The 13399-nt window shown below is 41.6% G+C and carries 17 protein-coding genes; 8 read left to right on the top strand and 9 right to left on the bottom strand.

Translation table 11 applies throughout. The features are described from left to right. Nucleotides 1–51 precede the first annotated feature (51 nt). From L3V41_RS18940 to L3V41_RS18930, 3 genes are all read left to right on the top strand, one after another. Nucleotides 52–513 (top strand): Lrp/AsnC family transcriptional regulator, encoded by a 462-nt coding sequence (locus L3V41_RS18940; RefSeq protein WP_062569435.1) that lies wholly within the window; start codon nt 52–54, stop codon nt 511–513. A 68-nt stretch (nt 514–581) separates the two neighbouring features. Continuing rightward, nucleotides 582–1949, top strand: a complete 1368-nt coding sequence (locus L3V41_RS18935; RefSeq protein ID WP_237128295.1) for an alpha/beta fold hydrolase — start codon at nt 582–584, stop codon at nt 1947–1949. Next, a complete protein-coding gene (locus L3V41_RS18930; protein WP_237128294.1) occupies nt 1946–3085 on the top strand; it encodes a GNAT family N-acetyltransferase in 1140 nt (379 codons plus the stop codon). The genes L3V41_RS18935 and L3V41_RS18930 overlap by 4 nt, the downstream gene beginning before the upstream one ends. Here the strand turns inward: L3V41_RS18930 and L3V41_RS18925 are convergent. After that, nucleotides 3062–3652 (bottom strand): DUF938 domain-containing protein, encoded by a 591-nt coding sequence (locus tag L3V41_RS18925; RefSeq protein ID WP_193988084.1) that lies wholly within the window; start codon nt 3650–3652, stop codon nt 3062–3064. The two genes, L3V41_RS18930 and L3V41_RS18925, sit on opposite strands and share 24 nt — an antisense overlap. Before the next feature lie 183 nt (nt 3653–3835). Here L3V41_RS18925 and L3V41_RS18920 point away from each other — a divergent pair, with 183 nt between their 5' ends. From L3V41_RS18920 to L3V41_RS18900, 5 genes are all read left to right on the top strand, one after another. Next, nucleotides 3836–4030 carry a hypothetical protein gene (locus tag L3V41_RS18920; RefSeq protein ID WP_054554610.1) on the top strand — a complete coding sequence of 65 codons (195 nt, stop codon included), beginning with the start codon at nt 3836–3838 and terminating at the stop codon, nt 4028–4030. A 106-nt stretch (nt 4031–4136) separates the two neighbouring features. Then, nucleotides 4137–4502 carry a hypothetical protein gene (locus L3V41_RS18915; protein WP_062569431.1) on the top strand — a complete coding sequence of 122 codons (366 nt, stop codon included), beginning with the start codon at nt 4137–4139 and terminating at the stop codon, nt 4500–4502. 8 nt (nt 4503–4510) lie between these two features. Next, nucleotides 4511–5887, top strand: a complete 1377-nt coding sequence (locus tag L3V41_RS18910; protein WP_062569430.1) for a class II fumarate hydratase — start codon at nt 4511–4513, stop codon at nt 5885–5887. A gap of 149 nt (nt 5888–6036) precedes the next feature. Then, complete coding sequence (locus tag L3V41_RS18905; RefSeq protein ID WP_062569429.1) at nt 6037–6525, top strand: hypothetical protein; 489 nt, start codon at nt 6037–6039, stop codon at nt 6523–6525. Nucleotides 6526–6538: 13 nt separating this feature from the next. Next, the gene (locus L3V41_RS18900) at nt 6539–6937 is read left to right on the top strand and encodes a hypothetical protein (protein WP_062569428.1); all 399 of its coding nucleotides are present in this window, start codon (nt 6539–6541) and stop codon (nt 6935–6937) included. Here L3V41_RS18900 and L3V41_RS18895 read toward each other — a convergent pair. The 8 genes from L3V41_RS18895 to L3V41_RS18860 all read right to left on the bottom strand — a co-directional run bounded on the left by L3V41_RS18895 (nt 6930) and on the right by L3V41_RS18860 (nt 13003). After that, nucleotides 6930–7115, bottom strand: a complete 186-nt coding sequence (locus L3V41_RS18895) for a hypothetical protein (protein ID WP_062569427.1) — start codon at nt 7113–7115, stop codon at nt 6930–6932. The genes L3V41_RS18900 and L3V41_RS18895 overlap by 8 nt on opposite strands. 65 nt (nt 7116–7180) lie before the next feature. After that, nucleotides 7181–7498 carry a hypothetical protein gene (locus tag L3V41_RS18890; protein ID WP_062569426.1) on the bottom strand — a complete coding sequence of 106 codons (318 nt, stop codon included), beginning with the start codon at nt 7496–7498 and terminating at the stop codon, nt 7181–7183. Continuing rightward, nucleotides 7495–8133 (bottom strand): hypothetical protein, encoded by a 639-nt coding sequence (locus L3V41_RS18885; RefSeq protein ID WP_062569425.1) that lies wholly within the window; start codon nt 8131–8133, stop codon nt 7495–7497. Before L3V41_RS18885 ends, L3V41_RS18890 begins: the two co-directional genes overlap by 4 nt. 71 nt (nt 8134–8204) lie before the next feature. Next, a complete protein-coding gene (locus L3V41_RS18880) occupies nt 8205–8897 on the bottom strand; it encodes a PspA/IM30 family protein (protein ID WP_062569424.1) in 693 nt (230 codons plus the stop codon). A gap of 24 nt (nt 8898–8921) precedes the next feature. Then, entirely contained in the window at nt 8922–9335 is a 414-nt protein-coding gene (locus tag L3V41_RS18875; RefSeq protein ID WP_062569423.1) for a DUF2170 family protein, read from the bottom strand. A gap of 79 nt (nt 9336–9414) precedes the next feature. Then, nucleotides 9415–11136: a polyamine aminopropyltransferase gene (locus tag L3V41_RS18870; protein WP_237114660.1), complete on the bottom strand. Its 1722-nt coding sequence runs from the start codon at nt 11134–11136 to the stop codon at nt 9415–9417. Between the two features lie 4 nt (nt 11137–11140). Beyond that, the gene (locus L3V41_RS18865) at nt 11141–12040 is read right to left on the bottom strand and encodes a DUF350 domain-containing protein (RefSeq protein WP_237114659.1); all 900 of its coding nucleotides are present in this window, start codon (nt 12038–12040) and stop codon (nt 11141–11143) included. A 30-nt stretch (nt 12041–12070) separates the two neighbouring features. After that, nucleotides 12071–13003 (bottom strand): CHAD domain-containing protein, encoded by a 933-nt coding sequence (locus L3V41_RS18860; RefSeq protein WP_193988082.1) that lies wholly within the window; start codon nt 13001–13003, stop codon nt 12071–12073. Between the last annotated feature and the right edge of the window lie 396 nt (nt 13004–13399).

Genomic DNA, 13399 nt, shown 5'->3' with positions numbered 1-13399 from the left:
CAAAATATAGGCTAGAATCCATCTAGATTAGTGAAAATCACTCAAATTAAAATGAAATTAGACAAAAAAGACCAACAATTACTTAATGCGCTACAAGATAATGCAAGAACTTCTGTCTCAGAGCTGGCACACTCGGTTAGCCTGTCAGATACCCCTTGCCTACGCCGCATTAAAAAACTTGAATCAGCAAATGTGATCAGTGGTTACCATGCTGCCATCAATCCTAAAGCGGTTGATTTAAATGTCTCTGTGTATGCCTTTGTTCGCTTAAACCAAAACTCAGTTGCCGCTGCTGAGCAATTTGAACAACAAGTTGAGAAGCTTGAACATGTGCTTGAGTGCTCTGTTATTTCTGGTAGTTATGATTATCTACTCAAGATTATTGCTGCTGATTTAGAAAGCTATGAAAGCTTTGTGAAACATAAATTAGGCAGTATTAACTGCATCGCTAATATCGAATCGACGGTGGTATTAAAGCAAGCATTTACCAAACGCCATTTACCGCTCGCTTGACGCAGCTTGCTTGCAAATAAAACATAACTCGATAAGCTAAAAAAAGGCTTTAAAAGGACGCTTAAAATATGAAATTCATCAACTTAGTTGCTATCTCTTTGGCCATCAGTGGACTATTTAGCAGCTCATTAATGGCGCAGCAACAAACCTGCCTTACTCAGCTTGAAGACCAAGCACTGATGATGAAAAGTAAGCGCGAAGGGTTATATAGAGAACCGCTACCTCGAACACAAAGTACTTTTAGCTTTAATACCGAGCAGGCATTTAGTGACTATTTAACCGCTGCTTATTTACAGATCAGCAGCGAAAACCCCCGCGCAAACTTGCCATGTCCTGTTTATACCGACACGTATCTACAACTGGTTGCACAAGGATCGCGACCTGAAAACGCCACTATTGCCGACTTAATAAGCCCGTTTGAACTAAAACATGACGATAGCCGCAAGGCGGTACTATTAATTCATGGTTTAACCGATTCACCCTTTACCTATCACGATCTTGCACAGGTCTATTACCAGCAAGGTTATACGGTACGCACAATTTTACTACCTGGTCATGGTACCGCTCCCGCAGCTCTGAAGGACATTGATGCCGATGACTGGCGAACAGCAAGCATCTACGCTATTGAGCGCACATTGAAAGATTTTGATCAGGTCATACTAGGAGGTTATTCAACAGGGGCGGCACTGGTGATTGATTATTTAACGCAAGGCCCTACCAATGACAAAATTTTAGCCGCTATGCTATTTTCACCAGCCACAGAACCCCATAATAAAAATGGTTGGCTAGCCAAATGGATTGACGCTATACCTTTTGTTAACTGGATTGATAAAGATGCTGATCTCGACTTCGCAAAATATGAGTCATTCCCATTTAGTGCAGCAACAGCAAGTCATCAAGCCATGAGTCGCATCAATATTGATGAACTTGCACCACGTCAATTACCAAATATCGCGCTATTCAGTACCTTTAGTGACATTGATACCACGATTGATAACCAAGTTACTTTTAAACTTCTGGCCGCTTTACATGATCCTAAAAAGCGCATAAAGAATAAATTAGATCGCCTTATTTATTATGGCGACGATAGCAATATTCCAACTAACTTTCCGACTGATTACGAAATTATCCGTGATGACTGCGACAACGAGACCTGTAAAAAGATACAAGGTATGTCACATATAGGCATCGTTAATAAACCTAGTAACCCTTATTACGGTCAGCACGCCTCTTATCGTAATTGTGGTAGCTATTTAGATGATGACACCTTGTATAAAGCCTGTAAGTATCAGGAAAATATTGTTTTCGGAGAGCGCACAGAGGCCAATTTAGCAAAACATAAACCCTTTGCACGGCTTACATTTAACCCTTATTTCGATAAGCTCGCTATGCATATCAACGACTTTATCAACGATATTGAATCGGCTGCGCGATGAGTGAATTTAACCACCGCTGGTTTAATCAAATAAGCGAGATTGATGCCGCTCTTTGGCAATCATTTTTTGATGATACGCCCTTTACTGATCACACATTTCTAGCTGCCCTAGAGCAAAGTGGCTGTGTGAGTGAAGAGTCCGGCTGGCAACCCATGTACTTGGCAATTTACCAGCATGAGCAAGTCGTTGCTTTACTACCAGGGTATCTAAAATATCACTCTTATGGTGAGTATGTATTTGACTGGGCTTGGGCTGAAGCCTATCAACAACATGGCCTAGATTACTACCCTAAATGGCTGTGTGGCGTGCCATTTACCCCAATTGCAGGACAAAGAATTGGTATAAATCACGATAACCCCGCTGATATCTATGCCTACATTGATGGTGTACTCACAGCAACCACAACGCAGTTAGGCTGGTCTGGGTGGCATATAAATTTTTGCCATCAACAGCAAGCTAATGCTTTGACTAGCGACACAGTAATGCAACGTCATGGCGTGCAGTTTCAGTGGTTTAATGAAGGCTATAATTGCTTTGAGGACTTTTTAGCTTCACTCACCGCAAGAAAGCGTAAGTCGCTCAAAAAAGAACGCGCTAAAATAACTGAACAGCAGATAGCCGTAGAATGGCTTGAAGGTGCTGACATCAGCAAACAGCACATGCAGCAATTTAGTCATTTTTACCGCCAAACCTATTTAAAACGCTCAGGCCACAATGGTTATTTGAACAGCGCCTTTTTCGAGTTGTTACAGCAAAACATGGCCGACAAACTGGTGTTAATGTTCGCTAAGTATCAAGGAGAGGTGATTGCTGCCACACTCAGTTTTAAAGATCAGAACTGTTTATATGGTCGATACTGGGGAACAAATTATGAGCTCGATAGTTTGCACTTTGAGCTTTGCTATTACCAAGGCATTGAGTACTGCATTACCAACAAACTTAAACAGTTTCATTCTGGCGCGCAAGGTGAGCATAAAATAAGTCGCGGTTTTAAGCCCGTAAATACTTATTCACTGCATCATATTCAGCACGGTGATTTTGCAGCAGCCATTAGTGATTTTATTATTAGAGAGCGCCAACATATGGCGCTCTATAAAGCCCAATGCGAAAGCTTACTGCCTTTTAAACAGCAATAATTGGTTATTCGCTGGCATTTGCACATCTTCAACAAGGGTTAAGCCAGCTTGCTCTGCAAGTTGGCAAATCGCTTCAAAATCACGAATGGCACTATTTGCATCTTGCTGTTTTAAAAAAGCATCAAACTCAGCATTACTGGCACTGGTATACTTACCTTGGTACTTAAATGGTCCATAAATACATAATTTACCTTTCGGCGCTAAATGCTTCGCTACACCTTGGAAAAAACGCTCCACCAGTGGCCAGCTTATAATGTGCATGGTATTCGCCGTAAAAATAGCATTCACTGTTTCAACAGGCCAAGGATCATTGAGGTCGAGTGTTAATGGCGCATGCAAGTTTGTCAGCGCAGCTTCCTGATGCCACTGTAAAATCCCAGGGTGATTAATCTCGCGATCACTACAATGCCACTGTAAATGTGCTAAATGCGTTGCAAAATGCACACTATGTTGCCCAGTACCAGAGCCGACCTCTAATACATCCGTCACATCCGAGAAGAACGCTCCTAATACGTTTAAAATAGGTAATTTGTTGTTTTCACAGGCTTGAGAGAAGGGTTTATCCATACAAATTAGTGCACCATGTTTGGTAATCAGTGCACAACAGTAAAGCAAAAATAACCCGTAAAGTCGCGGGTAATTTATAGCTTAAAATTATAAATTCAATACTTTCATTGGGTTAAGTACTTTTATTAAGACTGGTACAGCTTATGCTACTTATTCTATGAATTAACCAACTGGAGATACATTATGTATATTTCACCCTACACCGCTGTGGATGCAGCACTTGCCGCCAGTGAGCGAGCAGAAAGCGAAAAAGCCGCCTTAACAAGTTGTGATGACAGAGCAACTGTAATCGACCTTCTTTCTCAATGTAATAAAGAAAATGTACAGGCGCCGAAAAAACATGAAACAGACCAGATTTTTATTCTTGGCTACAATTAAACCAAAACAGTTAATCACTTCAAGCTTTATAACTCTACATAAAACTTGCACTAAAACCGATTAACTGTAATGATAACAATTATCATTACAGTTAATCGGTTTTTCTATGCGCTCTCACAATGCTATGCTCCATTATCAATGGCAAATGAAATGTGTTTGCCAAAGACCTGGGTTACACGCCCCAGCACTTGTTGCTAACTATGTTGAAGCGGGCTTAAACGTTGCACGCTATTACGAAAAGCACCACAATTTTATTTTACAAGAGCTTTATTTAAGGCGTACTTTTCATGAGCTACTTGAAAAAATATGTGATTCATTAATACATAATGCAATTCGTAAACAATGTTTAGCTCAACTTTACAAGCCGCAACTTGCACTAAAGCGTTACTACAAAACTCATAACTGTATTGAAAAGTATTTCAGTTTGGAGCGAGAAGCGTGCCTTCTCAGCCAAGAATTTAACCCGATTTAGGAGTGTTTATGAGCCAATTTAGAACCGAATCAGATAGCATGGGTGAGTTACAAGTCCCTGCCAATGCCTTGTATCAAGCTCAAACGCAACGCGCTATCAACAATTTTCAAATTAGTGGCTTAGCCATGCCTAAGCAATTTATCACCGCCCTCGCTTATATAAAACAAGCTGCTGCGCAAAGTAATGCAGCATTAGGCCATTTAAGCCAAAGCAAAGCTAAAGCCATTGAGCAAGCATGCCAAGCGATTATCGACGGTAAACATTTTTCAGAGTTTCCTGTTGATGTATTCCAAACTGGTTCTGGTACCAGCTCGAATATGAATGCCAATGAAGTAATTGCCACCCTAGCCAGTAAATTAGCAGACGAAACTATTCATCCTAATGACGATGTGAATATGGGACAAAGCTCAAATGATGTGATCCCTACGGCTATTGCAGTAAGTAGCGCCATTAATATCATTTATGAACTGTTTCCTAAACTCGATAAGCTCAGTCAAAGCCTACAAAATAAACAAGCCGAAGTGGGCCATATTGTGAAAACCGGCCGCACACACTTAATGGATGCTATGCCTGTGAGTTTTGCCCAAACACTCGCTGCATGGCAGCTACAAGTGGATCATGCAATGGCTGGCATTCGCCAAGCACTCGAACGAGTTTGTGAACTTGCGCAAGGTGGTACAGCCGTTGGTACCGGCATTAATGCCGACCCAGCCTTTGCCAGTGAATTTTGTCAGCATTTAAGTGAGAATGTAGGAATTCGCTTTAGCCCTAGCAAAAACTTTTTTTATAACATTGGTTCACAAGACGCCATCGTTGCGTTATCAGGCCAGCTCAAGGTCTTAGCAGTAGCACAAATGAAAATAGCCAATGACTTACGCTGGATGAACTCAGGCCCACTTGCAGGTCTGGGTGAAATTGAGCTTGAAGCCTTACAGCCAGGTTCTTCAATTATGCCAGGTAAAGTAAACCCTGTGATCCCAGAAGCTGCGGCTATGGTCAGCGCACAAGTAATTGGTAATGATGCCACCATAACGGTAGCTGGCCAAGCGGGTAACTTTGAGCTCAATGTGATGCTACCTGTGATTGCCTTAAATATTCTGCAAAGTATCGAACTGCTTGCCAATAGCAGTGAAGCTCTTGCAGACAAAGCGATTGCCAGCTTTACAGTAAACCAAAGCAATGTTGATAAAGCTCTCGCAAAAAACCCTATTCTGGTTACCGCGCTCAATCCGGTGATCGGCTATAGCAAAGCAGCAAAAATTGCCAAATTAGCTTACCAAGAGGGCCGCCCAATTATTGATGTTGCTGCAGAGCATACTGATATTTCGCGCGAAGAACTGAGCGAGTTACTTAACCCTGCCAAACTAACCCAAGGAGGTTTGTAATAACTACTTATTGTGGAGCGGTATAAAACTTTCATCTTACTGTAGCTCTGTAAATACAGAGCTACTTACTGAAAGCTAACGTTTTTATTGCCCCACTTTGAGCAATGTGTATGATAGTGAGTACTTATTCAACGATTTTTAGGTATGTTATGCGCTATCCTCTATTGGCTATTTTATTTCCTGTTTTACTCACTGCCTGCTCGGATGCAGTCATTAATGAGCAAGCCGAAACTACAAGCAATCGCAATAAAGTTATTGATACTCAAAAAACCGTTGAAGTAAAAAAATCAGCTGTTGATGTTAACAAAATTGCGCCAGACCAAGCCACGATTAAGTCTACACATGAACAACTAAATCAACTTATTGATGACCCTCGCTGTGATAACAGCAGCCAATGTAAAGTATTACCTGTTGGTAGCCGAGCCTGTGGTGGCCCTAGTAGCTTTATTGTTTATTCGACCAAAACAGCTGACACAGCGGAAGTTGAAAAACTTGCAAAAGACATCACAGCCCTTGAAAAACGATTTAACGCCGTGAACGACATGATGAGTATTTGTCAGCATTTAACCACGCCCAGTACGCAGTGTTCTAATAACACTTGTGTTAAAATCGATGGCTCTGCGCAAAGTGTGTACTAAGGAATAAGCAATAATGGTTCGTTCAACGTTAAAAAAACTTTTCATTACTACTGGTATATTTGCGGTAATAGCATTAACAGGTTGTGAAACAACAACATCAAGCAATTCTAGTAAGGTTGATTTAAGCGATTTAAATGAACAATTGAACGAGTTAGCGAGCAACAATAGCTGTACAGCAACTTTCCAGTGCAAGGTATTAGAAGTTGGAGAGCGAGCATGTGGAGGGCCAAGCCGCTACGTTGTTTATTCAACCTTAAACACAGCGCAAGAACAGGCTGAGCAACTTGCCGAACGAATTACAATGGCAGAAAAAGACGCTGAACAGTCTTTAACTGTGAATGATTGCTCGCCTGTATTGCCTGTACAGTCGCTGTGTATTTCACAGCACTGCCAAGCCATCGAGATTAAGTAAATAATGCAATAAGGCCGGATATTATCACCACACTGATGATGCAAATACCGGCCTTATAAATGTATTTTATGTGCATCGTGTTATGCACCCAGTAAGCGTAAATGTAACGTACAAAGTAACTTGCCGCGGTGCCAAATAATGCAAAAATAACTAAATAAGCAAGTAAAATAATATCCACAGTTATGCCACTTCGTTAAAACATCTTTTCTCAGTGTAAGGGCTTAAAGAAGTAAAGGCAAAACCTTAGCTTTTTTTACTGTGTGCAATCAGTAACTCAGCAACTTGTTGTTTCACTGCGCGCTTATCATCAGCAGCAACTCCAAACCGCTCTGCTAATAAGGCAATCTCTTCATCATTTAAGTTAAACGATAAACGCTGTCTGGTTTTTTTCGATTTAACATCCAGTTCCAAAATCTTACGGATCATATCTGATGGGGTAAGCTCTTGGTCAATGGCTTGTTTTTTTATTGATTTTTGCACTTCAGAGCTTAAATCAAACGCCATTTGCGTGGCTCTAACTGCTTGCTCCTGACGCTGCCACTTGGCTTTTGCATCACTCACTTGGCATCCCCAGGAAATAAATCAACAATATCACTTATGGGTCTGGTTAACGTCAGTGATACTTCTGTTTCACCCCCTTCCCAAACCTCAATATTTAAACCATGTGATTCATCGTCTGAGCTTAAACAGATCATTTCACACGGCTCTCCGCCTTCGTCTTCATAACGAGGTAAAGGCTTATTGCGGTAGTCCTTATTATGGAAATAACATACATAAGGTGCTTCTGTTTGTTTGTAGCTTGATGCTAAAAAGTGACTAAAACGCTCTGGGCTATTTTGCACATTAATTGCCGTTAATTCGTCTTCATCAAAAATACGAGCGAACTCATCAAGAGTAAAAATCTCATCAACATCATCGCGTTGAATTTTAATCGCAAAGTTTGCCCATTGCTCACCATCATCAGACTCAATTTGCAAAAACACCACTTGGCCTGACTCGCTTTCAAGTACCAACTCGTATTCTGCACTACGTTGATATTGATAAGTTTGTACATCAACAACACGTAATGTTTGCCCCTTTAGCCAGCTCGGATAAGCAAATGAATCTATGACGCTTAACATATCACCAACTTGCAATTGGCTAGGCTCAGTGAGTTGACGCTCCGGTGTTTTTTTAGATTTGAAAAAGTTAAACATTGGCTGACTCCTTGTTGAAGCAAAAAAGGTAACCCAGTGCATGGGTTACCTTTTGTCTTTCCGTTAACTGATTAGCTATTTTGTTTTGCTTTAATACGCGCCAAAATATCTGCGCTTTTAGGGTTGGTATCACCAATGCCCGCTTCAGCCATTTTCGCTTTTAAATCATCGCCGTTAGTATCTGCTTCTAATTGCTTAGCCGCACCTAACTGGTCTTGACGGTCTTGTTGACGCTGCTTAATACGCTCTAATGACTCACGTGCAGATGTCATTGATGAACTATTTGTATTAAGTGTGCTGTTTACAGCCATCGTTGCCTGTTGCACGCTTTCAGTCGTTTTAACCATTGTTAATTGGCGCTGATTTTCTTTAATCGACTTTTCCGCATCTTTAACTTGTTGCTTTAGTTGCACGATGTGGTTACTAAAGCCAGCTAACACTTCTTCGTTTTCAGCTTTCTCAGCTTCAAAATCACCAATTTTTTCCGCGATTTCTAATGCTAACGCTTCGTTACCTTTTTCAAGTGCTTGACCTGCATACGCTTCGTGCTCTGCAATTGATGCGTCTAATGCGCTAATTTTACGCTTTGTTTGCATCTCTTTTGCCATTACTTCAGTCAGGCTTTTCTTAGCGCGTTGTAGGGCATTTTGTGCATCAGCAATTTCTTGTTCAAAAATACGGATACCGTTTGCATCAACAATTGCTTGCCCTGCTTCACGAGCGCCACCACGCACAGCTGTAAATAGTTTCTTTAAAATACTCATAATCTTAACTCCAGAAATTGCTAATTAATCGTTTAAATAAATGGTCACGGCTTCAAGTGCATCAATCGCATTGTCTGCCAGTGTTACCAACTCATGGGTAATATCATCAAACGATGAATTAACCGATAGTGCGCCAAAAATAGCGTATTTATCATCAATTTTTGCAAATGCGCTCAATGGAATTGGTACATTTAAACGTAGTAACGTTTCGTTTAACTCATTACGCATATCTGCTTGCACTTCGTTTTCGGCAAACAGGTAGCTAATACATAGTAATTGCTCTTCTGTTTGAGTAACAAAGATAGGTAACTCATCATTCCCATCGACGATAACTTGTAACACATCTTGCTCACCAGGGTTGGCAATCAAGAAAGACTCAAAGCTCACACCTTCGGTTTCAAAAGACGCTAATTTGATTGATAGTTCATTTAATTCCATGTCTCACCTTTTACGTTTTGACATATTATGTCTTGAGTTAAGATTTGCACAGTCGACATATTATGTCAACTGAAAAATATCAATTTTTATACAATTCAGTTTCAACTTGCCATGCTTGGCGGTAATAATCATACAAGATCCCAGAACCTAATCTATTGACTTCAATCGTATTTATTTGTTCAAAATAATGATTCGGAAACACAAAAGAAGCCAATAAATATTCTTTGCTTACCCAACGAGATGGCACGGGTAATTCGTTAGTTTCACGAATTCGTTGGCTTGCTGATTTACCGGCCGTCGTCGCGATTGTCCAACCCCACTGACCAAATGAAGGGATATTTTGTTGGTATTGCTCAACATAACCAAAGCCTGCGGCTTTCATTGTTTTAGCGATACTCAAAAAGGCTTTCTTTGCATGATAAGGCGATGTTGATTGCACGGCCACAGCCCCATCAGACGCGAGCAACTGACGCACATGATTATAAAAATAGTCACTGTACATCTTGTTGAGATCGGGGTGATTAGGGTCTGGTAAATCAATTAAAATAGTGTCAAAACGCTCACCTTTTGCCAGCATAGCTTCGACTTCTAAAAAGGCATCAGCAGTGCGTATTTCAGCGCGAGGATCACTCATAGAGTGATTATTAAGGGTTGTTAAGCGTGTTCTGATCTTTTCTGGCGCATCATAGTCGCCCACATCATTACCAAATAAGTTTAACAGTTGACCATCTAAATCAACCAAGGTGACATGCTTTACTGGCCACTTCAAAACATCACGCAATGCAAGCCCGTCACCACCACCGATGATCAATACGCGGTCGTGACGATTTGAGGCGAGCATTGCAGGATAGACAAGCATTGAATGATAAATTTGTTCATCCACACTTGAGAACTGTAAACGACCATTGAGATAAAGGTCGGTAATTGCATTCGGCTGATTACGGCTCAAACGCTCGGTTAACACCAAGTGCTGATACTTAGTAGCTTGCGAGTAAATGACTTTATCTTTGTATAAAACATTACTGAGGTTTTTCATCCAGCTAGTGCCAAGTACAAGCACAAATGCAAAAAACACCAACAACAGGACATGGCAAACTAACAGTAGCTTAGCAAAACGAACATGTTGATGATAGCGCCATAAAAATACCAGACCGGCAATAATATTAAACAATGCCGTCCAAGCCGCAGCTTGCATAATTGGCATCGCGAGCATGATGCTCACCCAAATCGCAGCACCAACACCAGCACCGATATAATCCGCCCCGTAGATGGTGCCTGCATTATTTTCTAAAAAGCGGCCATACACTTGCTGGCGAATACGCGCAATCAGCGGGATCTCCATACCGATTAATAGCCCAAGTAATAGACCAAACACATAAGGTAAGAAACGTGACCATTCTTGTAGCTTCTCGAATACATAACCATTGAGTACTGTGTCCGCCGGCAGGTTAAAAATTTCGGAGAAGATATGCGGCAATGAATAACTCACAGCGATAATGCTAGCAATCGCTAAAATACAGCCCATGCCAACCAAAGCAATAAGACTCTCCAGCCAAGCAAAAGCAGTAAATGCATCTTTAAACCAGCGAGCTAAAAATGCACCTATCCCCATTGCCACAATCATGGTGCCGATCATGGCATAAATAGCGCTCTCAACTGAACCTAACACTCGGCCTGCGTAATGAGAGAGAAGGTACTCATAAATAAGGCCGCACCCAGCGAGTACGGCCATCACAGTAATTAATAAAAAATCATGCCCAAGCAGATTCGCTCTACTTGGGGCGCTAGTTGTAGTAGACACTTAATTAGGCACCTAATAAGGTTGCCATGGTCGAACCAACCGCAAATGAAACCGCTGCAGAGATAGCAGCTACACCCACGTTCTTCTGGCGATTTACTTCATCTGAAATATCACAACCAGATAAGATGATTTTAATAGTCACTAAATGCAGTAAAATGAAGGCAACTAAACTCACTGCTGCGCTCAATGCCCAGTAACCTAAACTAGCTACAATGTTGTCAGCCGCATAAGGAGCAATACCCGAAGCAGCGGTCAATGCCAGTGCACTACCTACTAAAAAGCCAGCATAACGAATACCCACCGCTAAGTTGCCGTCAATAACCGCTTGTTGTAGGCAATCACCACTGCGATTAGTACGCTTGAATAACTGCACTCGATATTGGCTGATCAGTAGCATCGCAATGCTGCCAATTGCAAAGGCCGCGATCACGATTGGAATACCATGCCAGCCTTCGGTCGCCACCCAAAATAAGGCTGAACGAATAACGATAGCCACACTCACTACATGGCCAAAATCAATGAGTGCAGCCGTTGCATTGCCTTTTACAATTTCATCATGCAAGCTAACTTTGCGAAGCGCCACTTTATCTTGGAAGAAATGACCTAGCTTAATAAGCACAATCGCCATCACCCCATAACCTAACATTTGCAATGCTTCTTGTTGTAAGCTTGGGGCAAATGCGCCACTACTGACACCGCTAAGAACAATCGCAAGTGCCACAAGACCTGCGGCAAAGCTAATACCAAATGCAAAGTTATCACGCTCAGTAATTTCATCATTGGCGTGTAAATTAGACACCCAACCTTTAATAAATTTTAAGCTTACAAATAAAGCGATAATGATTGCAAAGTCGATCGCTATAGCTTGCAACGACCAAGTTGTTATTCCATTAAATTCATACATGTGTTGTAACTCCGGTGGTTATTCTTTTCACTACTTACCGCGGCTAATGCCACGTGATGTTCTGCTCGAGCTGTTACGTAATGACCCAGAGCTTTTACTGTAACTACTGCTAGAAGCATAGCTACTACGTGTGCGTGGCGGTGTATAACTGCTACGGCTTAACCCTGATGCGCCACTGCGCTTAGTGGCATATGGGCTAGTGAATTGTTTACCTTGGCGTTGGTAAGACTGACGAGTACGCGTCTCAACCGTTTGTTGTGCCTTAATCTGTTTTGGACTCGAGTAACGGTAACGACCGTAGTCATTGTAATAACTGTATTTTCTGTGCCGGCTCCAGCGACCATATTCAACTCGGTCAAATACATCACCTAACATACGGTACATACCATACCAAACCCAAAAGCTGGTGCCGCTACTATTTGTTTGCCATTGACCATAGTTAGGGTTACCCACTAATTGATTACCGACACTTTCACCTTCAGCTGCTCCGCTAATTGCCCCAACGCGAGCAAGTGTGCCATTCGACATATCTGCAAGCATATTGATGGGATCAGTGAGTGCATCTTGAAATAATGACGGTTTTGCTGCATCACGAATTAAATCAAGTTGATGGAGCGTATCTTCATAAGGGGGAATTAAGTGTGTAGACTTTACGTCGGCTAAGCGCTGTGTAAGGCCTGAGTAGATAGCACCTTCACGAGTCGCATCAAGGCTAATTACACGGGCGATCTCAGACAGTTGCGGTTGTTGCTCAGCTAAAACCTTTCCGTATTGCTTGAGTATTGTCGCATTGCGAAGTGAGCCATTATCAAGCGCAGTACCTAACTGGCTCAACTCGACTTCAGCTTTTTCTATAGATTGTTGAATTGTTTGTTTTAACTGCTCTTCTTTAGACTGACAGCCCATAAGCAAGCTTATCAAACAAAACAGGCTTATAAGTTTCCAAGCTTTAATTTGAGACATTCATGTCACCTGATTGAGGTTTAAAAATCCCAAATAGTTTTACATAGCTCAGGTACTAAACCAAGATTAAAATTGCAACAAAGAGTAAATATAGTGGAAATTCGTTAGGTTGTAGAGTGAGTGATAATCAAATATACAATCACGCCTACGCTTTGGCATTTTGATAGTAAGTAGCAGCAGGTTTGTCCTGCGCCATGGGGTGTCTGTTCGCGGATAAAGCGTGATGTAAAATCGCGCCACATACGAAAAAACCCGTTGCATTGCTGCAACGGGTTTCTCTAATTAGGAGCCATGGTGCGCTACGCAGTAGGATGTCCTACTTTCACATGGCGAATGCCACACTATGCCTACAAGGATAGAAGTAGTAGGGTCTTGGTTGGGTGTTTTATTTTTCTA

This window comes from Pseudoalteromonas sp. L21, assembly GCF_021728035.1.
GTDB classification, from domain to species: Bacteria; Pseudomonadota; Gammaproteobacteria; order Enterobacterales; family Alteromonadaceae; genus Pseudoalteromonas; species Pseudoalteromonas arabiensis.
This window is presented reverse-complemented; position numbering and strand designations above follow the sequence as displayed.